This is a genomic window from Pseudomonas sp. PK-RTE-24, from assembly GCF_054052265.1.
Genome location: NZ_CM133224.1, coordinates 3,723,230 through 3,743,746 on the forward strand (window position 1 = coordinate 3,723,230; position 20,517 = coordinate 3,743,746).

At 61.1% G+C, this 20,517-nt stretch carries 14 protein-coding genes; 9 read left to right on the top strand and 5 right to left on the bottom strand.

Features of this window, described 5'->3' with window-relative positions:
• The first annotated feature begins 108 nt into the window (after positions 1-108).
• Positions 109-1,806 (top strand): AMP-binding protein, encoded by a 1,698-nt coding sequence (locus ACV8MC_RS16845; RefSeq protein ID WP_457262699.1) that lies wholly within the window; start codon positions 109-111, stop codon positions 1,804-1,806.
• 651 nt (positions 1,807-2,457) lie between these two features.
• On the opposite strand, the gene ACV8MC_RS16850 is transcribed toward ACV8MC_RS16845, so the two are convergent.
• The 3 genes from ACV8MC_RS16850 to ACV8MC_RS16860 all read right to left on the bottom strand — a co-directional run bounded on the left by ACV8MC_RS16850 (position 2,458) and on the right by ACV8MC_RS16860 (position 5,029).
• Positions 2,458-3,357 (bottom strand): hydroxymethylglutaryl-CoA lyase, encoded by a 900-nt coding sequence (locus ACV8MC_RS16850; RefSeq protein ID WP_252886437.1) that lies wholly within the window; start codon positions 3,355-3,357, stop codon positions 2,458-2,460.
• 145 nt (positions 3,358-3,502) lie between these two features.
• Positions 3,503-3,901 carry a MerR family transcriptional regulator gene (locus ACV8MC_RS16855; protein ID WP_039763349.1) on the bottom strand — a complete coding sequence of 133 codons (399 nt, stop codon included), beginning with the start codon at positions 3,899-3,901 and terminating at the stop codon, positions 3,503-3,505.
• A 198-nt stretch (positions 3,902-4,099) separates the two neighbouring features.
• Positions 4,100-5,029: a LysR family transcriptional regulator gene (locus ACV8MC_RS16860; protein WP_056788837.1), complete on the bottom strand. Its 930-nt coding sequence runs from the start codon at positions 5,027-5,029 to the stop codon at positions 4,100-4,102.
• 171 nt (positions 5,030-5,200) lie between these two features.
• On the opposite strand from ACV8MC_RS16860, the gene ACV8MC_RS16865 reads away from it, so the two are divergent.
• Entirely contained in the window at positions 5,201-6,430 is a 1,230-nt protein-coding gene (locus tag ACV8MC_RS16865; RefSeq protein ID WP_024013435.1) for an acyl-CoA dehydrogenase, read from the top strand.
• Positions 6,431-6,551: 121 nt separating this feature from the next.
• Here ACV8MC_RS16865 and ACV8MC_RS16870 read toward each other — a convergent pair whose 3' ends face one another.
• Together ACV8MC_RS16870 and xthA are read right to left on the bottom strand one after the other, a co-directional pair.
• On the bottom strand, positions 6,552-7,886 hold the full coding sequence (locus tag ACV8MC_RS16870) for a substrate-binding domain-containing protein (protein WP_457262703.1): 1,335 nt from the start codon (positions 7,884-7,886) through the stop codon (positions 6,552-6,554).
• Between the two features lie 179 nt (positions 7,887-8,065).
• Positions 8,066-8,878 (bottom strand): exodeoxyribonuclease III, encoded by an 813-nt coding sequence (gene xthA, locus ACV8MC_RS16875; protein WP_236168565.1) that lies wholly within the window; start codon positions 8,876-8,878, stop codon positions 8,066-8,068.
• A 260-nt stretch (positions 8,879-9,138) separates the two neighbouring features.
• Here xthA and ACV8MC_RS16880 point away from each other — a divergent pair, with 260 nt between their 5' ends.
• From ACV8MC_RS16880 to ACV8MC_RS16910, 7 genes are all read left to right on the top strand, one after another.
• A complete protein-coding gene (locus ACV8MC_RS16880) occupies positions 9,139-9,789 on the top strand; it encodes a GNAT family N-acetyltransferase (protein WP_041477100.1) in 651 nt (216 codons plus the stop codon).
• Positions 9,790-9,855: 66 nt separating this feature from the next.
• A complete protein-coding gene (locus tag ACV8MC_RS16885) occupies positions 9,856-11,583 on the top strand; it encodes an autotransporter assembly complex protein TamA (RefSeq protein ID WP_150741157.1) in 1,728 nt (575 codons plus the stop codon).
• Entirely contained in the window at positions 11,580-15,254 is a 3,675-nt protein-coding gene (locus ACV8MC_RS16890) for a translocation/assembly module TamB domain-containing protein (RefSeq protein WP_457262706.1), read from the top strand. Before ACV8MC_RS16885 ends, ACV8MC_RS16890 begins: the two co-directional genes overlap by 4 nt.
• A gap of 251 nt (positions 15,255-15,505) precedes the next feature.
• Positions 15,506-15,988 carry a MarR family winged helix-turn-helix transcriptional regulator gene (locus tag ACV8MC_RS16895; RefSeq protein WP_056788847.1) on the top strand — a complete coding sequence of 161 codons (483 nt, stop codon included), beginning with the start codon at positions 15,506-15,508 and terminating at the stop codon, positions 15,986-15,988.
• Positions 15,978-17,447 (top strand): efflux transporter outer membrane subunit, encoded by a 1,470-nt coding sequence (locus ACV8MC_RS16900; RefSeq protein WP_457262708.1) that lies wholly within the window; start codon positions 15,978-15,980, stop codon positions 17,445-17,447. The genes ACV8MC_RS16895 and ACV8MC_RS16900 overlap by 11 nt, the downstream gene beginning before the upstream one ends.
• A 15-nt stretch (positions 17,448-17,462) precedes the next feature.
• Positions 17,463-18,665 carry an HlyD family secretion protein gene (locus tag ACV8MC_RS16905; RefSeq protein ID WP_016775298.1) on the top strand — a complete coding sequence of 401 codons (1,203 nt, stop codon included), beginning with the start codon at positions 17,463-17,465 and terminating at the stop codon, positions 18,663-18,665.
• A 238-nt stretch (positions 18,666-18,903) separates the two neighbouring features.
• Positions 18,904-20,433 (top strand): DHA2 family efflux MFS transporter permease subunit, encoded by a 1,530-nt coding sequence (locus ACV8MC_RS16910; RefSeq protein ID WP_024013426.1) that lies wholly within the window; start codon positions 18,904-18,906, stop codon positions 20,431-20,433.
• The last annotated feature ends 84 nt before the right edge of the window (positions 20,434-20,517 follow it).

Below are 20,517 nucleotides of genomic sequence, written 5' to 3' on the forward strand. Positions count from 1 at the left end.
GTATCAGTCGCCCTCAAGGCTGAATGACGCAGCGTATTCGCGAGCAGGCTCGCTCCCACAGGGATTCAAAACCGGGAAAACCCACTAATAAAGACAATAGGGGTCGTCATGGATCTACCCAGTGCAAACCCGCAGCGCAGCTACACCCGTGGCTCTCAGGACAAAGCCCTGCTGGCGATGACCATCGGTCAGCGCTTCGATCAGACTGTCGCGCAATACCCGGACGGCGAGGCTTTGGTGGTGCGCCATCAACAGTTGCGTTACTCCTGGCGGCAACTGGCCGACGCGGTGGATGAGCAGGCCAGGGCCTTGTTCGCACTGGGCTTGCAGACCGGTGATCGCCTCGGCATCTGGGCGCCGAATTGCGCGCAGTGGTGCATCACCCAGTTCGCCACGGCGAAGATCGGCGTGATCCTGGTCAACATCAATCCTGCCTACCGCAGCTCCGAACTCGAGTACGTGCTCAAGCAATCCGGCTGCCAGTGGCTGGTCTGTGCCGGAGCGTTCAAAACCTCGAATTACCACGAAATGCTCCAGAGCCTGGCGCCAGAATTGGCCGAGCACGCCATCGGTCAGCTGCGTAGCGAACGCCTGCCGGAGTTGCGCGGCGTGATCAGCCTCGATGCCAATCCGCCGCCGGGTTTTCTGCCGTGGTCGCAGCTCAGCGATCTGGCCGTCAGCGTCTCGCCCGATCAATTGCGCGAACGCAGCGCCAGTCTGCATTTCGATCAACCGGTGAACATCCAGTACACCTCCGGCACTACCGGTTTCCCCAAAGGCGCGACCCTCAGTCACTACAACATTCTCAACAACGGCTACATGGTCGGCGAAAGCCTCGGCCTGACGACTGCCGATCGTCTGGTGATTCCGGTGCCGCTGTATCACTGCTTCGGCATGGTCATGGGCAACCTCGGTTGCGTCACCCACGCCAGCACGATGATTTACCCCAATGACGCTTTCGATCCGGCGCTGACCCTGCAAGCGGTGGCCGAAGAAAAAGCCACGGCGCTGTACGGTGTGCCGACCATGTTTATCGCCATGCTCGATCAGCCGCAGCGGCAGACCTTCGACCTGTCGAGCCTGCGCACCGGGATCATGGCCGGCGCGACCTGTCCGATCGAGGTCATGCGCCGGGTCATCAACGAAATGCACATGAGCGAAGTGCAGATCGCCTACGGCATGACCGAAACCAGTCCGGTGTCGCTGCAGACCGGGCCAGCGGATGAGCTGGAGTTGCGTGTCACCACGGTCGGCCGCACCCAGCCGCAACTGGAAAGCAAGATCATCGACACCGCCGGCAACCTTGTGCCGCGCGGCACCATTGGCGAATTGTGCACGCGCGGTTACAGCGTGATGCTCGGCTACTGGAACAACCCGCAGGCTACTGCCGAAGCCATCGATGAGGCGGGGTGGATGCACACCGGCGACCTGGCGAGCATGAACGAGGAGGGTTACGTCAACATCGCCGGGCGTAACAAGGACATGATCATTCGTGGCGGGGAGAACGTTTATCCCCGTGAGCTGGAGGAATTCTTCTTCACCCATCCGGCGGTGGCGGACGTGCAGGTGATCGGCATTCCGTGCTCGCGCTATGGTGAGGAAATCGTCGCCTGGATCAAATTCCACCCCGGCCATAGCGCCTCGGAGCTGGAGCTGCAAGCCTGGTGCAAGGAACGCATCGCCCATTTCAAGACACCGCGTTACTTCAGATTCGTCGACGCGTTTCCGATGACGGTGACGGGCAAGATCCAGAAATTCAGGATGCGTGAGATCAGTATCGAGGAGCTGAAAATAACCGAGCGGTAACCTAAACCCTGTGGGAGCTGGCTTGCCAGCGATGGCGTCAGGTCAGCCAGCATCAATGTTGAATGTTCTACCGCAATCGCTGGCAAGCCAGCTCCCACAGGGATCGGGGGATTCAGGAATTGCAGAAAGCACAAAGGGGAGCCGAAGCTCCCCTTTAATTTGTCGTTGCGTGCTCTTTTTATTATTGAGGGTCGGTCTGTTGTTGTTTTTGGCAACCGTGGCCCTGTACAGCTTTTTGGCGACCCCCATCCGGGGTCAAGAGCAAACGTATTTTTTTGAGCGCTGATCTGCTTTCTCGTTTAACGATCCAACCGATTCGGGAGCTACCTGAAGGTAGTTTTATTGTTCTCTGCCCGGTTGCGGGTCACTCCTGAGAGCACCCTGAAAAGCACACCTTCTCCAAAAAAATCTGTTAGCTGCGTCTCTGCCGTGTTGTTCTTGTTATGTCAGAGTCGTTTCGTCTTGTTTTTATTGGTTTGCGGCTTTTTATTCTTGTTATGCCATAGAGATAGCAGGTGTCGTGCCAACTTTTAAAAAGTCTTATAAATCAGTGATTTAAGTTTTTCGGGCTTTTTCACCCCAGGGCAAAGCCAGACAATTTGTTTCCGTGTTACTCGCTTTTGCCCACAGCACTGACCCAGCGGTAACACCTCACTGCGCGCTGCGTGCCTTGGCCACTCGCGAACCGCTTGGACGGCCGAGCACTGCACTGATCTGCTGGCCCGCAGCAATCAAGGCGTCCAGGTCGATACCGGTCTCGATGCCCAAGCCATCCAGCAGGTACACCACGTCTTCGGTCGCGACGTTACCGCTCGCGCCTTTGGCGTAAGGGCAGCCGCCAAGGCCGGCGATAGAGCTGTCGAACACCGCAATGCCTTCGAGCAGGCTGGCGTAGATATTGGCCATGGCCTGGCCATAGGTGTCGTGGAAATGCCCGGCAAGCTTGTCCCGTGGTACCTGCGCCGAGACCACCTCGAACAGGCGCCGGGTCGCGCCCGCCGTGCCGGTGCCGATGGTGTCGCCCAGCGACACTTCGTAGCAGCCCATCGCGTACAGCTCGCGCGCGACCATCGCCACTTGCTCCGGCGCGACCGTGCCTTCATACGGGCAGCCCAGCACACAGGAAACGTAACCGCGCACGGTAACGCCGTGTTGTTTGGCGGCCTCCATGATCGGCGCAAACCGCGCCAGGCTTTCGTTGATCGAGCAATTGATGTTGCGCTGCGAGAACGCCTCGGAGGCGGCGGCGAACACCGCGACTTCCTTGACCCCGGCGGCGAGCGCGTCTTCAAAGCCGCGCAAGTTCGGCGCCAGCGCGCCGTAGGTCACGCCGGGTTTGCGCTGGATCTGCGCAAACACCTCGGCGGAGCCGGCCATCTGCGGCACCCATTTCGGCGAGACGAAACTGCCGACTTCGATGTAGCCGAGCCCGGCGGCGCTCAGGGCATCGACCAGTTGCACCTTGTCAGCCACGCTGATCGGTTGGGCTTCGTTCTGCAGGCCATCGCGCGGGCCGACTTCGATCAGGCGTACTTGGGAGGGGAGGGACATGGGTGGGACCTGCCTGTTTTTTTAGTTCACGAAGAACCCTGTGGGAGCGAGCCTGCTCGCGAAAGCGGTGGATCAGTCACCGTTAATGTTGGATGACAGAATGCATTCGCGAGCAGGCTCGCTCCCACAGGGGCGCCAGTGTTGGCTAGACCGCCTGCTGGCTCTTGAGCGTCTGCTCCAACGCCTGCACGCAGCGCTCTTCAGCAGTGTCCAGCTCGAGCTTCATCTGTTCGATATCCAGCAACTGCTGTTCGAGCTGTTCGCGGCGTTCGCTGATTTTCGCCAGCATGCTGTTGAGCTGTTTGGTGTTACCGCCGGACGGATCATAGAGTTCGATCAGCTCGCGGCATTCGGCAAGGGAAAAACCGATGCGCTTGCCGCGCAGGATCAGCTTCAGAGTGACCTTGTCGCGCGGCGAATAGATACGTTCCTGGCCACGACGCTCGGGGCTGAGCAGGCCTTGCTCTTCATAAAAGCGGATCGCCCGGGTGGTGATGTCCAGCTCGCGGGCGAGGTCGGAAATGCTGTAGGTCTGACTGCTCATGAAAGCGCTCGGAAAAGGGGCATGGCGCTAAGCTAATCGGTGGTTTACGTTTACGTCAAGCGGGATGGTTTTGGGGTGTCTGTACAGGCCTCTTCGCGAGCAGGCTCGCTCCCACATTCGACCGCGTTCCTTCAGATGAAATGCAATTCATTGTGGGAGCGAGCCTGCTCGCGAAGAACGATAACGCGGTAATAAGCCCTACACCTTCTCCAGCTTCTTCTCCTGCGCCGTCACCTGTTGGCACAACTCGATCATCTGCTCGCGCATCCAGCGGTTGGCCGGGTCCTGGTCAGTGCTCTCATGCCAATACAGGTGCGTTTCCACCGAGGGCACATCATTCACCGGCAAATTGAACGATTGCAGATCATGGCGGCGGGCGAAGCGTTCCGGCACGGTCATGACCATGTCGGTCTGCTGCATCACTTGCGAAGCCATCAAATAGTGCTGCGAGCGCAGGGCGATCTTGCGCTGGATGCCCATTTTGCCCAGCGCCAGATCGACATAGCCCAGCCCGCTGCGGCGGCTGGAAATATGGATGTGAGTCAGCGACAAATAGTCATCGAGGCTGAGTTTTTCCTTGCCCGCCATTGGATGGCCCTTGCGCATGGCGCAGACGTAACGGTCGTCCATCAGCTTGACGTGGCGTACCTGCGGGTCGGTGTTGAGCGGCGCATCCACGGCGAAATCCAGACGCCCGGCGGCCAGTTCCTTGGTGGTTTCCCGGCGCTTGGACAGAAAGCTTTCGATGATCACCGTCGGCGCCAGGCGGCGCAGACGCTGGAACAAGGGCGGCAGAATGATTGCCTCCGTCAAATCGGTCATGCTGATGCGGTAAGTCTTGGCCGCCTGCGCCGGGTTGAAGATGCGGCTTTCCTGCACCGACACGCGCAGCAGCGACAGGGCGTTGCGCACCGGGCCGATGATGTTCTGCGCCATCGGCGTGGGCACCATGCCCTGAGCGGTACGCACGAAGAGCGGGTCGTTGAAGGTTTCGCGCAACCGCGCCAGGGCATTGGACACCGCCGGCTGGGTGATGCCGACAATCTGCCCGGCGCGGGTCAGGTTGGCTTCCGTGTAGATCGCGTCGAAGACGATGAAAAGGTTCAGGTCGACCTTGCTCAGATTCATAACGCGGCTTCTCTTGTTATTAAGTGCAAGTGTTTTGGGGCTGACGATCAGCGGATCATATATTGGTGATGAATGTTTATACACGCCGAGAATAGGCTAGGTAAATGATCAGCGCTGTTCTAGCATCGATTGCATGACTTGAACAACCTCTGCCCGAGAAGGTAACTACCCATGGATTTCGCTTATTCGCCCAAGGTGCAAGAACTGCGTGAGCGCGTGACCGCGTTCATGGACACTTACGTTTACCCGGCCGAAGCGGTGTTCGAACGCCAGGTCGCCGAGGGCGATCGCTGGCAGCCGACCGCAATCATGGAAGAGCTCAAGGCCAAGGCCAAGGCTGAGGGTCTGTGGAATTTGTTTCTGCCTGAGTCCGAGCTGGGCGCCGGCCTGAGCAACCTCGAATATGCGCCATTGGCGGAAATCATGGGCCGTTCCCTTCTGGGGCCGGAGCCGTTCAACTGCTCGGCGCCGGACACCGGCAACATGGAAGTATTGGTGCGCTACGCCAACGAAGAGCAGAAACAGCGCTGGCTCGAGCCGCTGCTGCGCGGCGAGATCCGTTCGGCGTTCGCCATGACCGAGCCTGACGTGGCGTCTTCCGACGCGACCAACATGGCCGCCCGTGCTGTGCGTGATGGCGATCAGTGGGTGATCAACGGCAAGAAATGGTGGACTTCCGGCGCCTGCGATCCGCGCTGCAAGATCCTGATTTTCATGGGCCTGAGCAACCCCGACGCGCCGCGTCACGCCCAGCACTCGATGATTCTCGTGCCGGTCGACACCCCCGGGGTGAAAATCGTCCGTCCGCTGCCGGTGTTCGGCTACGACGACGCACCGCACGGTCACGCCGAAGTGCTGTTCGACAACGTTCGCGTGCCGTACGAAAACGTCCTGCTCGGTGAAGGACGCGGCTTCGAAATCGCTCAGGGTCGCCTTGGCCCAGGCCGCATTCACCACTGCATGCGTTCGATCGGCATGGCCGAGCGTGCGCTGGAACTGATGTGCAAACGCTCGGTGAGCCGCACCGCATTCGGCAAACCGCTGGCGCGTCTGGGTGGCAACATCGACAAGATCGCCGACTCGCGGATGGAGATCGACATGGCGCGTCTGCTGACGTTGAAAGCGGCGTACATGATGGACACCGTCGGCAACAAAGTGGCGAAAAGCGAGATTGCGCAGATCAAAGTCGTCGCGCCGAATGTCGCCCTGCGGGTGATCGACCGCGCTATCCAGATGCATGGCGGGGCAGGGGTGTCGAACGATTTCCCGCTGGCCTATATGTATGCGATGCAGCGCACCCTGCGTCTGGCCGACGGCCCGGACGAAGTGCACCGCGCGGCGATCGGCAAGTTCGAGATCGGCAAGTATGTGCCGAAGGAGATGATGCGTAGCGGCCAGTAACACCGCGTCGCCTCATTCGCGAGCAGGCTCGCTCCCACAAGATTTGTGCACGCCACAGATCCAATGTGGGAGCGAGCCTGCTCGCGAAAGGGCCTGTACACTCAGCACATCGACATCAGGATCAATACACCCAAACCTCAACCCGCCGATTCTTGATCCGCCCCTCATCCGCACTGTTGGTCGCCACCGGCATCAGCGCGCCAAAGCCACGCACCTCGCGCATGACCACACCGTTTTTGACCAGCTCGCGCCGCACCGCCATTGCTCGCAGCTTCGACAGTAGATCAGCCCGCGCCGGGTCATCCTTCAAATCACCAAACCCCACCAGCGTCACCGCCCGTTCGGTCTTGCCATTGCGCTTTATATAGTCGAGCACCCGCGCCAGATCCTGCCGCGCCTTGTTGTCCAGACTGGCGCTGCCCTCGGCAAAACGGAAATTCACTGTCAGACGCTGGGCATGCCGGCTGAGAGATTGATAACCCTCTGGCATCAGCGCATTCGGCGCCACGCTCATGGCCTGCACGGTCTGGCTGACAAAACCGCTGGTCGCGACGATCGCCTGTCCCTGTGGACTTTGCGCGAACGTTGCCAACGCCTGCGCCCACGGATTCTGGATGTCCGGCGGTAGATAAAAGAACAAGCGCCGCGACAGCGGATAGTCTTCGGTGGCGATCAGGCTGTTCAGCGGCAGCATCGCTTGCGACGCGCCGTCGGCAATCGCCACGGCTTTGGCTTGACGCACATAGGGCAAGCCGATGAAGCCGATACCTTGCGGATCGTTGCTGACTGCATCGGACAATTGCTCGCTGGATTCGAAACGTTTCGCCGCGCTGCTCAGACTTTTCCCACGCCGGCTCAGGACCAGTTCCTTGAAGGTGTCGTATGTTCCCGACTGATCATCCCGCGCATATAAATGAATGGCGCCGCCACGGCCACCGAGTTCTTCCCAGGTTTTCACTTCGCCGGCAAAAATCCGCGCCAGTTGCTCGGTGTTCAACTGCTGTAACGGATTGGAAGGGTTGAGGATGATCGCCAGACCGTCGATGGCGATGACTTGCTCGGCCGCCGGGCTTTTCAGATCGCCGAGGGTTTGCAGGGCAAGCAGTTCGCTGTCCTTCATCTCACGGGAAGAGGCGGCCAGATCGGCGCTGGCGTTTTTCAACGCAGCGAAACCGGTGCTGGAACCGTGAGCGGCAACTTCGATGATCACGCGTTGCCCTTGTGCGGTCTGGCCGACGATGCGTTGTTCGTTGGCGGTGTCCGGGGTTTCGCGGTGGATTTTCAGCAGGCCTTGTTGCTGCAACAGGCCTTCGACCAGCGCCGGACCCAGATCGGCACCGATGGTGTTGGAGCCCTGAATGCGTAGAGCCGGGCCGTTTTCGGGGATCGGCAGGGCGGCGGCGTAGATCGACAACCAGCCACTCAACAGGAAAATGCAGAGAACACGCAGGGTCATGCCGGCACCGAATCAAGCCAAGGGGATTGCCGGGGAGATTAAGTCAGGCGCGTGACCGAAATATGACAGGGGATTACCTGTGGGAGCGAGCCTGCTCGCGAAGGCGCCGTGTCAGTCGAAAAATTCGTCGCTGATCCACCGCATTCGCGAGCAGGCTCGCTCCCACAATGAAAATTCCCTCAGGCCAGCTCAAGCCAGATCGGCGCATGGTCCGATGGCTTTTCCATGCCGCGCAGTTCGTAGTCCACGCCGGCGTCCTTGACCCGTGGCAGCAGGCCATGGGAAGCCAGAATTACATCGATGCGCAGGCCGCGTTTGGGCTCATCTTCAAAGCCACGGCTGCGGTAGTCGAACCAGCTGAACATGTCGCTCACGTCGGGATTGAGGTGACGGTAGCTGTCGGTCAGGCCCCAGTTTTTCAGGCGCGCCATCCACTCGCGCTCCTCCGGCAGGAAGCTGCATTTGCCGGTTTTCAGCCAGCGCTTCATGTTGTCCGGGCCGATGCCGATGTCGCAGTCTTCCGGGGATATGTTCACATCACCCATCACCACCAGTGGCTGTTCATTGTGGAACTGGCTTTCCAGCAGCGCTTGCAGGTCGCTGTAGAAACGCTCCTTGGCGGGGAATTTGGTTGGATGGTCACGGCTTTCACCTTGTGGGAAATAGCCGTTCATGATCGTCACCGGCACGCCGTTGGCATCGGCAAAAGTGCCCCAGATAAAGCGCCGCTGCGCGTCTTCTTCATCGGTGGCGAAGCCTTTATGGATGGCGATCGGTTCGTTGCGCGAGAGCAGGGCGACACCGTAATGGCCCTTCTGGCCATGGAAGTGCACGTGATAGCCGAGGGCGCGTATGTCATCCAGGGGGAACTGGTCGTCGTGGACCTTGGTTTCCTGCAGGCCGATCACGTCGGGCTGATGTTTTTCGATCAGCGCTGCCAGCTGATGCGGACGGGCACGCAGTCCGTTGATGTTGAAGGAAACAATCTTCATGGTCGGCAGTCCTGGCAAAAGGGCGATGCTAGCTGACATGGGGGAGATGGGCCAGTGTGGGACAAATCATTTTGGCCTGTGGGATTTGTGATGCCCTATGCAGCGCCTCTGTGGGAGCGAGCCTGCTCGCGAAGAGGCCGGCGAGATCGATGAAGATCCCGACTTGGTCTATACCTGTCAGGGGAACCACCACATCCGCCCAAGGTTCGTACCAACAAGCGCGCCAGCCTCCGAGCGCGCCCCCGGGGAGAATCACTGCAATGCCTGAAACCCAGACCGCCGTTGCCGACATCCACATGCTCGACCGCGGCTATTCGCGCGAAGCCCGCTCGTTGCTGTATCAGGCCTATCGCCACGAGCCGACCTTCGGCTACCTGTTCGAAGCCGAACGTCCCGGCTATGAACAACGGGTGCGCGCCACGGTGCGCGAGCTGGTCAAACAGCATTTTCTCCAGGACCTGCCGGCAATCGGCCTGTTGGTCAACGATCGCTTGATCGGCATCGCCCTGATCGCACCGCCGCAACGGCGCCTGGGCGTTACCGAAAGCTGGGCATGGCGCCTGCGCATGGTGCTCAGCACCGGTTTTCGCTGCACCCGGCGTTATCTGGAATACCACGATGCCGTTGCTGCATGCGTGCCGGGTGATTCGGTGCACATGCTGCCGTTGCTCGGCGTTCACCCGCAGTTTCAGGGCAAGCATTACGGCGAACAATTGCTCACTGCCGTGCACAACTGGTGCGCCGTCGATGAAACATCGCAAGGCGTGGTGCTCGACACTGGCAACCCGCGCTACCTGGAATTCTATAAAAGGCAGGGTTATCAGGAGATCGGCGAGGTTGCCGTCGGGCCGGTGCGCGAACACGTATTTTTCCACGCCAATCCGCAGGTGTTACAAACAGCAACGGGATAATGATCGAACTTCTTCACAAATTACCTGTTCTATCAGGCTCCCGAGCCCGTGATAGCATCCGCGCCTATGAAGTTTCCACGAAGATTTACCAGCGGCGTGCTGATGCTGTTATCCAGCTGCGCGGCGCTGGCGCAAAGTGAATTGGATGTACGGATCAAGCCGTCCAACGATGAACTCAAGGCCAATATAGAAGGCTATATCGGCAGCCTCGGCGATCGCGACGAAGAAGCCTTGCTGCGTTTCAGTCGCGGCGCCGAAGAGCAGGCGCGCAAAGCGGCTCAGGCGCTGGGCTACTACCAGCCGCAGATCGACAGTGACATCAAGGGCGGAGAAAAACCGCGTCTGGTGTTGAACATCGATCCCGGCGAGCCGATTCGCCTGCGCAACGTCACCGTGCGCGTCGACGGCCCGGCGGCCTCGCTGAAATCCTTTCGCGTGCCGAAAAGCGACCTGCTCAAGTCCGGCGCCGTGCTCAACCATGGCCGTTACGAAGACGCCAAGCGCGTGATCCAGAATCAGGCCTCGCGCTTCGGTTACTTCAGCGGTCATTTCACCAGCCAGAAACTCATGGTCGATCCCCGCGCGGGCGTGGCCGACATCGAATTGATCTACGACAGCGGCCCGCGCTATGCGCTGGGCAAAGTCAGTTTCGAGGGCGACACGCCCTTCGACGAAGACCTGCTGCAACGCATGGTGCCGTTCAAGGCAGGCGAGCCTTACGATTCGGAACTGATCGCCGAACTCAATCGCGATCTGCAATCGAGCGGCTATTTCGAAGGCGTGCGCGTCGACGCGGCACCGACGGCAGCGCAGAACGATGTGATTCCGGTCGCCGTCAAACTCGATACGCGCAAGCCGCGCACGATGGGCCTGGGCCTCGGTTATTCGACCGACGTCGGGCCACGGATCAAGGCCAACTGGACGCGTCACTGGGTCAACCCGCAGGGCGACAGCTATGGCTGGGAGGCCGAGCTCTCGGCGCCCCGGCAGAACGTCGGGCTGTTCTACGACATCCCGCTCGACCCGCCATTGACCGACAAACTGCGCTGGGCCGGCGGCTATCAGTTCGAAGACATCGAAGGCTCCGACACCCTCAGCAAACTGCTGACTTTCGGCCCGGAATGGCACAGCAAGTTGCCCAGCGGCTGGCAGCGGGTGATCTCGCTGAAATGGCAACGTGAAGAATACGAACTCGGCGACGACTCCGGCCTGAGCACGTTGCTCATGCCCGGCATCAGTTATTCCTATCTGAAAAGCGACAACCGCATCGACCCGCGTAACGGCTATCGCCTGAGCTTCGAAAGCAAAGTGGCCAAGGAAGGCCTCGGTTCGGACAACAACCTTTTATACGGCACCGCGCTGGTCAAGGGCCTGACCACGGTGTTCGACAAGCACCGCCTGCTCGGCCGCGTGCAGGTCGGCGGCAGCGCCACCAACGGCTACAACTCGATTCCGCCGTCGCTGCGCTTCTTTGCCGGTGGCGATCAGAGCGTGCGCGGTTACGACTATCAGAGCCTGTCGCCGAAAAACTCTGACGGCGACCGCATCGGTGGCCGCTACATGATTGCCGGCAGCGTCGAGTATCAGTATTCGATCGCCGAGAAATGGCGGGTCGCGACCTTCGTCGACCAAGGCAACTCTTTCAACAAACTCGAACTGCCCGACCTCAAGACCGGGGTCGGTGTAGGTGTGCGCTGGGTCTCTCCGGTCGGGCCGATCCGCCTTGACCTGGCCCATGCGCTGGACGACGACGGCGGCATCCGGCTGCACTTTTCCATGGGGCCTGAGCTGTGAAGCGTGGTGTGAAAATAACGGCGCTGACTTTGTTGGCGCTGGTCTTGTTGATCGTCTTGAGCCTGGCCGCACTGCTTGGCACGCAGGCCGGCAGTCGTTGGGCGCTGGGCCTTGTGCCCGGCTTGACCGTGGAGAATTTCCACGGTCGCCTCGCTGGGCAGTGGAGTGCCGATCACCTGGTGTGGCAGCAGGACACAAGCCGCGTCGAGCTGAACAAGGCAATCTTCGCCTGGTCGCCGCTGTGCCTGACGCGCATGACCTTGTGCATCGATCAGCTCAAGGCCGATCAGGTGATCCTGCAATTCCCGCCGAGCGAAGAAACCACCGAGAGCGGCCCGATCAAACTGTCGGACCTGCAATTGCCGTTGGCCATCGAATTGGGCGACGTCGAGGTGGGCAGCCTGTTGTTCAACGGCAGCGAACAGCTCAAGGGCTTGCAACTGGCGGCGCACTGGACCGCTCAGGGGCTGCAGATCGACAGCGTGAAATTGCAGCGCGACGAGCTCAGCCTGAACCTGTCCGGCCTGCTGCAACCGAGCGGCAACTGGCCGCTGACGATTCAGGGCGATTTGACTTTGCCGTCTCCCGGCAGCGAGCCGTGGACGCTGGCGCTGAAAGTTGAAGGTGATCTGCTGAAAACCCTCAACCTGCACGCCGAGAGCCGCGGCTACCTCGACGGCCAGTTGAACGGCGAGCTGCAAGCGCTGGCGGAAAACCTCCCGGCCAAGCTGCGCATCACCAGCGATGCGTTCAAGCCGAGCGCCGATCTGCCGGACACCCTGCAATTCAATCAGCTTGTGCTCACGGGCGAAGGCGACCTGAAAAACGGTTACCAACTGCTCGGCAACGCCACGCTGCCCGCCGAAAAATCGCCAGTGGCGCTGCTGCTCAAAGGCAAGGTTGACGCCAACGGCGCGCAGATCGCCGGGCTCGACCTCAACGCCAACGACACGCAAAGCCTCAAGCTCACCGGCAATGTCGACTGGAGCAAGGGTCTCAGCGCCCAGGCCAATATCAACTGGCAAGACTTCCCGTGGCACCGGCTCTATCCGGAGATCGACGAGCCACAAGTCGCATTGCGTACTTTCACTGGCGAAGTGTCCTACACCGACGGTCAGTACCTCGGCAACTTCGACGCTGCGCTGGATGGCCCGGCCGGGGCGTTCACCTTGAGCAGTCCGTTCAGTGGCAGTCTGGAACAGATCGCCTTGCCGCAACTGGTCATGCAGGCCGGGCAGGGCAAGGCCGAAGGGCACGTCAATGTGCGCTTCGCCGACGGCATCGCCTGGGATACCGCGCTGGATCTGTCGGCGCTCAACCCGGCGTACTGGGTCGCCGAACTGCCGGGCACCCTGGCCGGGCCGTTGCAGAGTAAGGGCGAGATGAAGAATGATCAGCTCAGCCTCAGCGCCGACCTCGACCTCAAAGGCAAATTGCGCGGTCAGCCGGCGGTCCTCCAGGCCAAGGCTGACGGCGCTGGCGAGCGGTGGAACCTCAACGCCCTGCAGATCCGCCTCGGCGATAACAGCATCAACGGCAAGGGCAGCCTGCAGGACAAACTCGGCGGGCAGATCGACATCAAGCTGCCGCGTCTGGCCCAGCTCTGGCCGCAACTGCGCGGGCAGGTCAACGGCCAGATCAACGTCGCCGGTACGCTGAAGGCGCCACAGGGCAAGCTTGATCTGCAAGGTTCGCAACTGGCCTTCCAGGACAATCGCCTGCAAAGCCTCAACCTCGACGCCACGCTCGACAGTGCGCAGCGGGCGAGGATCAATCTCAAAGGCAGCGGCATTCAGACCGGCGACACCTCGCTGGGCACCCTGACCGCCAGTGCTCAGGGCGATATCAAAAGCCAGAAACTCAACCTCGACCTGATCGGGCCGAAGCTGAAACTGGCGCTGGGTCTGGACGGCAATCTCGACAAGGGCAACTGGCGCGGACGCTTGGCCAGTGGCGACATTCAGGCCGGTGGCCAGGACTGGAAGCTGCAAAGCCCGGCCAGACTGGAGCGCCTGGCGGACGGCCAGATCAATTTCGGCGCGCATTGCTGGCTGTCCGGCAATGCCAGCCTGTGTGGCGAAGATCAGCGCCTGATGCCCGAGCCTAAGCTGCGTTATCACCTCAAGCAATTCCCGATCGAAAGCCTTGCGCAATGGTTGCCCAAGGACTTCGCCTGGCAGGGCCGGCTCAACGCCGATCTGCAACTGGACTTGCCGGCGAGCGGCCCGAACGGCGTGGTCAGTGTCGACGCCAGCGGCGGCACCCTGCGCGTGCGCGACAAGGATCGCTGGCTGGATTTCCCCTACCAGACCCTCAAACTCAGCAGCAAGCTCACGCCCAAGCGCGTCGACACCGAGCTCAATTTTGTCGGCGGCAAACTCGGCGAATTGATGGTCCAGGCGCAGCTCAATCCGCTGCCGAAGAACAAACCGCTGAGCGGCTCGTTCCGCCTCTCTGGCCTCGACCTGTCGGTGGCGCGGCCGTTTGTACCGATGGTCGAGAAACTCACCGGCCGCCTCAACGGCAGTGGCACGATCTCCGGTGGTTTGCTCGCGCCGCTGGTCAACGGCACTGTGCAGCTCAGCGATGGCGAAGTGTCCGGCGCCGAACTGCCGATGGAGCTGCAGAACCTGCAACTGACTGCGGCGATTGCCGGTGAATCGGTACGCCTGGACGGCGGCTGGCAAAGCGGCAAGACCGGTCAGGGCAGCCTCAACGGCAACGTCGCCTGGGGGCAGGCGCTGGTGGTCGATCTGGCGCTCAAGGGCACGCAATTGCCGGTCAGCGTCGAGCCCTACGCCAAACTGGAAATGGCCCCGGATCTGAAGATTTCCATGGCCGGCGATGAGCTGAAAGTTGCTGGCAAGGTGCTGGTGCCGAAAGGCGAAATCACCGTGCGCGAGCTGCCGCCATCGACGGTAAAAGTCTCCGACGACACGATCATCGTTGGTGCGCAGACCGAAGAGGGCAAACCACCGATCGCGATGAAAATGGACATCGACGTGATCGTCGGCCAGGACAAGCTGAGCTTTGCCGGTTTCGGCCTGACCGCCAATCTGCAAGGTCAGGTGCACATCGGCGACAACATGGACACCCGTGGCGAGCTCTGGCTCAACGACGGCCGCTATCGCGCCTATGGCCAGCGCCTGACCGTGCGTCGCGCGCGTCTGTTGTTCGCCGGTCCCATCGACCAGCCATATCTGGACATCGAAGCGATCCGCCAGACCGACGACGTCATCGCCGGTATTCGCCTGAGCGGCAGCGCCGAACAGCCGACCACGCAGATCTTCTCCGAACCGGCGATGAGTCAGGAACAGGCGCTGTCGTACCTGGTGCTGGGCCGCCCGCTGAGCACCAATGGCGAAGACAACAACATGCTCGCGCAAGCCGCGCTGGGCCTGGGCCTGATGGGCAGCGCCGGGGTCACCAGTGGTCTGGCCAAGGATCTGGGCATCGAGGATTTCCAGCTCGACACCCAGGGCAGCGGCAACGACACCAGCGTCGTCGCCAGCGGCAACATCTCCGAAAAACTCAGCCTGCGCTACGGCGTCGGCGTCTTCGAACCGGCCAGCACCATCGCCTTGCGCTACAAACTGAGCAAGAAGGTCTACGTCGAAGCGGCGAGCGGCGTGGCGAGTTCGCTGGATATTTTCTACAAGCGGGATTTCTAGAGCGCGTTCTCTCCAATGATCGTTCCCACGCTCTGCGTGGGAATGCCTCAAGGGACGCTCTGCGTCCCGGCTCTCAAAAAAAACGGACGCAGAGCGTCCCCGACTGCATTCCCACGCGGAGCGTGGGAACGATCCCGCGTGGCCGGTCAGTGATTAATTACAAAGCCCCCTAACTATTGCGTTGACATTCGCTGCCTAAGCAGTAACATCTCGACATACATTCACTGCCTAGGCAGTTATCAGGTCGACCCATGAAGCATTTCACTCCGGAAGAATTCAAACATTGCCACCTCGGCCTGTTGCTCGGTCGTGCCGCGTTGCTCAAGGACCGGATCATCGACACCCACATGGAACCCCACGGCATCACCGCCGCGCAGTTCAAGGTGTTGATCATCATGGCCCAGTTCGGCGTCGACACCCCGGCCGAGCTGTGCCGCCATCTGTCGCTGGACAGCGGGTCGATGACGCGCATGCTCGATCGCCTCGAGCAGAAGGCTTTTCTGCTTCGTCAGCGCAGCGAAGGCGACCGGCGTCAGGTGCAGTTGAAGCTGACCGAGCAGGGCCAGCAACTGGCTGATCGTCTGCCGCACATCGGTGCCGATGCGATGAATGAGCTGGCCGGCGCGATCTCCCGCGAAGAGTTGAAAACCCTGGAATACATCCTGAAGAAAATCCTCCTGGCCGCCGGTGACCCGATCACCGTCCAGCGTTTGGGTGAACACAATGAACGCTAAAGTCATGCGCAGCAGCCTGACGCTGTTGCTGTCGGCGATGATCCTCGCCGGTTGCGCCAATTACAGCGGCCTCGACACCGAAGGCCAGCGCCTCGACGCGAAGAGCCTGAAGACAGCGCAGTCTCTGGAAGGCGTCAGCCTGTCGCCGGCGGCGTGGCCGAAAAGCGATTGGTGGAGCAGCCTCGGCGATCCGCAGCTCGACGGCCTGATCCGCGAAGCCCTGCACGACAGCCCGGACATGCAGATCGCCGCAGCCCGCGCCCATCAGGCCAGTGCCGCCGCCTATGCCGCCGATGCCGAGCGTTATCCGACCCTCGACGCCAGCGCCGGCATCAGCCGTTCGCGGCTGGCTCGTGATCAGGATCCGCTGGGGCAGGGCGGTGCCTATGCGACGGTGCGCAATGTCAGCGCCGGTTTCAATTACAACTTCGATTTGTGGGGCGGCCAGCGCGCTGCCTGGGAAGCCGCCCTCGGCGAGGCTCGCGCTGCTGAAGTCGACCGTCAGGCCGCGCAGCTGACACTTGCCGCTGACGTCGCCCGTGCGTACAGCGATCTCGGTCAGGCGCACATCGTTTACGACCTTGCCAGCGAAGACCTCAAGCGCACCCGGCAAATGCTCGACCTCAGTCAGCGCCGCTTGAGTTCGGGGATCGACAGCCAGTACCAGTTCCAGCAAACCCAGAGTCTGGAAGCCAGTTCTCAGGCCAGCCTGATCGACGCGGAAAAACGCCTGAACAGCGCGAAAATCGCCTTGGCGGTATTGCTCGGCAAAGGCCCGGATCGTGGCAACGAAATCGCTCGACCGAAAGTTCTGCAAGCCAGCGCCGTGGCGGTGCCGTCGGTGTTGCCGGCGGAACTGCTCGGCCGCCGCCCGGATCTGGTCGCGGCGCGCTGGCGTGTCGAGGCGGCGAGCAAAGACATCGATGCGGCGAAAACCCGTTTCTATCCCAACCTCAATCTGTCGGCCTCGGCCGGCGCCGAGTCGTTGCTGGGTGATGCGATGTTCGGTTCGGCCAGCCGCTTCTTCAACATCGCGCCGACCGTATCGCTGCCGATTTTCGATGGCGGACGCCTGCGCGCCAACCTCGATGCGCGCGACGCCGATTACGATCTGGCGGTGGCGCAGTACAACAAGAGTCTGGTCAAAGCCCTGGGCGATGTCGGCGATACGATCAATCAGTTACGCGATATCGGCCGGCAGATCGGCGCGCAGCAACATGCCACCGACATCGCTCAGGATTCTTACAACACCGTCGTCCAGCGTTACGGTTCCGGCATCGGCAACTACCTGGACGTGCTCAGCATCGAGCAGCAATTGCTCCAGACCCAGCGTCAGCTGGCGACCCTCAATGCCGAGCAGATCGACCTGTCGATTCAACTGATGCAAGCGCTGGGCGGCGGCTTTCAGGGTGAAAACCTGAATGCAACCAACGCCAGCCCCGCCTCGTCGCACCCATAATTCAAGGTATTTGTCATGGCCACTGCCGAAAACACCCAAGCTCAAGACAACACCCCGGACACCGGCAACCCGCGCAAACGCAAGGTGATGCTGCTGGCCCTCGCCGTGGTCGTCCTGCTCGCCATTGCCGGCGTCTGGGCCTATCACGAATTCATCGGGCGCTTTAACGAAAGCACCGACGATGCCTACGTCAACGGCAACGTCGTGGAGATCACACCGCTGGTCACCGGCACCGTGGTCAGCATCGGCGCTGACGACGGTGATCTGGTCCAGGAAGGCCAGGTGCTGGTCAACTTCGACCCCAACGATGCCGAAGTCGGCCTGCAAAGTGCCAAGGCGAAACTGGCCCGCACTGTGCGTCAGGTGCGCGGCCTGTATAGCAACGTCGACGGCATGAAAGCCCAGGTCAACGCGCAGCAGGCCGAAGTGCAGAAGGCCCAGGACAACTACAACCGGCGGAAAAATCTCGCCCAGGGCGGGGCGATTTCCCAGGAAGAGCTGTCCCACGCCCGCGACGACCTGACCTCGGCGCAGAACGCCTTGGCTAACGCCAAACAGCAACTGAAAACCACCAGCGCACTGGTCGACGACACCGTGGTCTCGTCCCATCCGGACGTAATGTCGGCGGCTGCCGATCTGCGTCAGGCCTACCTGACCAATGCGCGCAGCACCTTGATCGCGCCGGTCACCGGTTACGTCGCCAAGCGCACCGTGCAGCTCGGCCAGCGCGTACAACCGGGCACCGCATTGATGGCGGTGATTCCGCTGGATCAGCTGTGGATCGACGCCAACTTCAAGGAAACCCAACTGCGCGACATGCGCATCGGCCAGCCTGTCGATATCGAGGCCGATATTTATGGCAGCGACGTGAAATACAGCGGCACCGTCGACAGCCTCGGTGCCGGTACGGGTAGCGCGTTTGCTCTGCTGCCGGCACAGAACGCCACCGGTAACTGGATCAAGATTGTTCAGCGTGTGCCGGTGCGTATCCACATCAACGCCGAAGAGCTGGCCAAGCACCCGCTGCGTGTCGGTCTGTCGACCAATGTCGAGGTCAATCTGCACGACCAGAGCGGCCCGGTGCTGGCCCAGCAACCGCCGCAAAAGGCCTCGTTCAGCACCAACGTCTACGAGCGCCAACTGGCCGAAGCGGACGCGATGATTGCCCAGTTGATTCACGACAACAGCGCAGCAGCAGGCAAGACCGCGCAGCGCTGAGAGCACACCGGATCAGAAGTAGGCTCTGTGGTGAGCGGTTATCTGTGGTGAGGGGATTTATCTGTGGCGAGGGGATTTATCCCCGCCGGACTGCGCAGCAGGCCCGTTTTTCCTGAGCCAAAAGAGGGGCCGCTTCGCGACCCAGCGGGGATAAATCCCCTCGCCACAAGGGCCTGTTACCACAGGGCCTGCTGTGTTCATCAGACCGCAGCGACCATCAGGTTTCATAGGATTCACAATGAGCAATAACGCTTCTTTCACGCCGCCCAGCCTGTTGCTCAGCACCATCGGCCTGTCGCTGGCGACGTTCATGCAAGTGCTCGACACGACCATCGCCAACGTGGCGCTGCCGACGATTTCCGGCAACCTCGGGGTGAGTTCGGAGCAGGGCACCTGGGTCATCACTTCGTTCGCCGTGAGCAACGCGATTGCGCTGCCGCTGACCGGTTGGCTCAGCCGCCGCTTCGGCGAGGTGAAGCTGTTTCTGTGGGCGACGATGCTGTTTGTGCTGGCGTCGTTTCTCTGCGGTATCTCGACTTCGATGCCCGAGCTGATCGGCTTTCGTGTGCTGCAAGGCCTGGTGGCCGGGCCGTTGTATCCGATGACGCAGACGCTGTTGATCGCGGTGTATCCGCCGGCCAAACGCGGGATGGCCCTGGCATTGCTGGCGATGGTCACGGTGGTCGCGCCGATTGCCGGGCCGATTCTCGGCGGCTGGATCACCGACAGTTACAGCTGGCCGTGGATCTTCTTCATCAACGTACCGATCGGCATCTTTGCGGTGATGGTGGTGCGTTCGCAACTGGCGAAACGGCCGGTGGTGACCAGTCGCCAGCCGATGGATTACGTCGGCCTGATCACGCTGATCATTGGCGTCGGCGCGTTGCAGGTGATCCTCGACAAGGGCAATGACCTGGACTGGTTCGAATCGAACTTCATCATCGTCGGCGCGGCGATTTCCGTGGTCGCGCTGGCGGTGTTCGTGATCTGGGAAATGACCGACCGCCATCCGGTGGTCAACCTGCGGCTGTTCGCCCATCGCAACTTCCGCATCGGCACGCTGGTGCTGGTCTTGGGTTACGCCGGGTTCTTCGGCATCAACCTGATCCTGCCGCAGTGGCTGCAAACGCAAATGGGTTACACCGCGACCTGGGCGGGACTGGCGGTGGCGCCGATCGGGATTCTGCCGGTGCTGCTGTCGCCGTTTGTCGGCAAATACGCGCACAAGTTCGACCTGCGTCTACTCGCCGGGATTGCGTTTCTGGCGATCGGTCTGAGCTGCTTCATGCGTGCCGAGTTCACCAACGAAGTCGACTTCCAGCACATTGCGCTGGTGCAGTTGTTCATGGGCATTGGCGTGGCGCTGTTCTTCATGCCGACCCTGAGTATTCTGATGTCGGACTTGCCGCCGAGCCAGATCGCTGATGGCGCAGGCCTGGCGACGTTCCTGCGGACACTGGGCGGCAGCTTCGCGGCGTCGTTGACCACCTGGATCTGGATTCGCCGGGCCGATCAGCATCATGCGTATATGAGCGAAAGCATCAGCACGTTTGAGCCTGCCACCCGCGAGACCCTGAATCAGTTGGGTGGGGCGAGCCAGTCGGCGTATGCGCAGATGGACCAGATCCTCACGAGCCAAGCGTACATGCTCTCCACCGTGGATTACTTCACGTTGCTGGGCTGGGGGTTCATGGGGTTGATTCTGATCGTGTGGCTGGCGAAGCCGCCGTTTGCCGCCAAGGCCGGGCCGGCAGCTTCGGGGCACTAGAATCAAGAGCCCCTCACCCTAACCCTCTCCCGGAGGGAGAGGGGACTGACCGCGGTGCATGTTCGAGGTACATCGACTTGCGAT

Excerpts from the sequence above, each read along its gene's own strand:
- ACV8MC_RS16860 (WP_056788837.1), bottom strand. The coding sequence starts at position 5,029 with ATGAATCTGAGCAAGGTCGACCTGAACCTTTTCATCGTCTTCGACGCG.
- ACV8MC_RS16900 (WP_457262708.1), top strand. The coding sequence starts at position 15,978 with ATGAACGCTAAAGTCATGCGCAGCAGCCTGACGCTGTTGCTGTCGGCG.
- ACV8MC_RS16870 (WP_457262703.1), bottom strand. The coding sequence starts at position 7,886 with ATGACCCTGCGTGTTCTCTGCATTTTCCTGTTGAGTGGCTGGTTGTCG.
- ACV8MC_RS16905 (WP_016775298.1), top strand. The coding sequence starts at position 17,463 with ATGGCCACTGCCGAAAACACCCAAGCTCAAGACAACACCCCGGACACC.
- ACV8MC_RS16850 (WP_252886437.1), bottom strand. The coding sequence starts at position 3,357 with ATGTCCCTCCCCTCCCAAGTACGCCTGATCGAAGTCGGCCCGCGCGAT.
- ACV8MC_RS16910 (WP_024013426.1), top strand. The coding sequence starts at position 18,904 with ATGAGCAATAACGCTTCTTTCACGCCGCCCAGCCTGTTGCTCAGCACC.
- ACV8MC_RS16880 (WP_041477100.1), top strand. The coding sequence starts at position 9,139 with ATGCCTGAAACCCAGACCGCCGTTGCCGACATCCACATGCTCGACCGC.
- ACV8MC_RS16885 (WP_150741157.1), top strand. The coding sequence starts at position 9,856 with ATGAAGTTTCCACGAAGATTTACCAGCGGCGTGCTGATGCTGTTATCC.
- xthA (WP_236168565.1), bottom strand. The coding sequence starts at position 8,878 with ATGAAGATTGTTTCCTTCAACATCAACGGACTGCGTGCCCGTCCGCAT.
- ACV8MC_RS16845 (WP_457262699.1), top strand. The coding sequence starts at position 109 with ATGGATCTACCCAGTGCAAACCCGCAGCGCAGCTACACCCGTGGCTCT.
- ACV8MC_RS16855 (WP_039763349.1), bottom strand. The coding sequence starts at position 3,901 with ATGAGCAGTCAGACCTACAGCATTTCCGACCTCGCCCGCGAGCTGGAC.
- ACV8MC_RS16895 (WP_056788847.1), top strand. The coding sequence starts at position 15,506 with ATGAAGCATTTCACTCCGGAAGAATTCAAACATTGCCACCTCGGCCTG.
- ACV8MC_RS16865 (WP_024013435.1), top strand. The coding sequence starts at position 5,201 with ATGGATTTCGCTTATTCGCCCAAGGTGCAAGAACTGCGTGAGCGCGTG.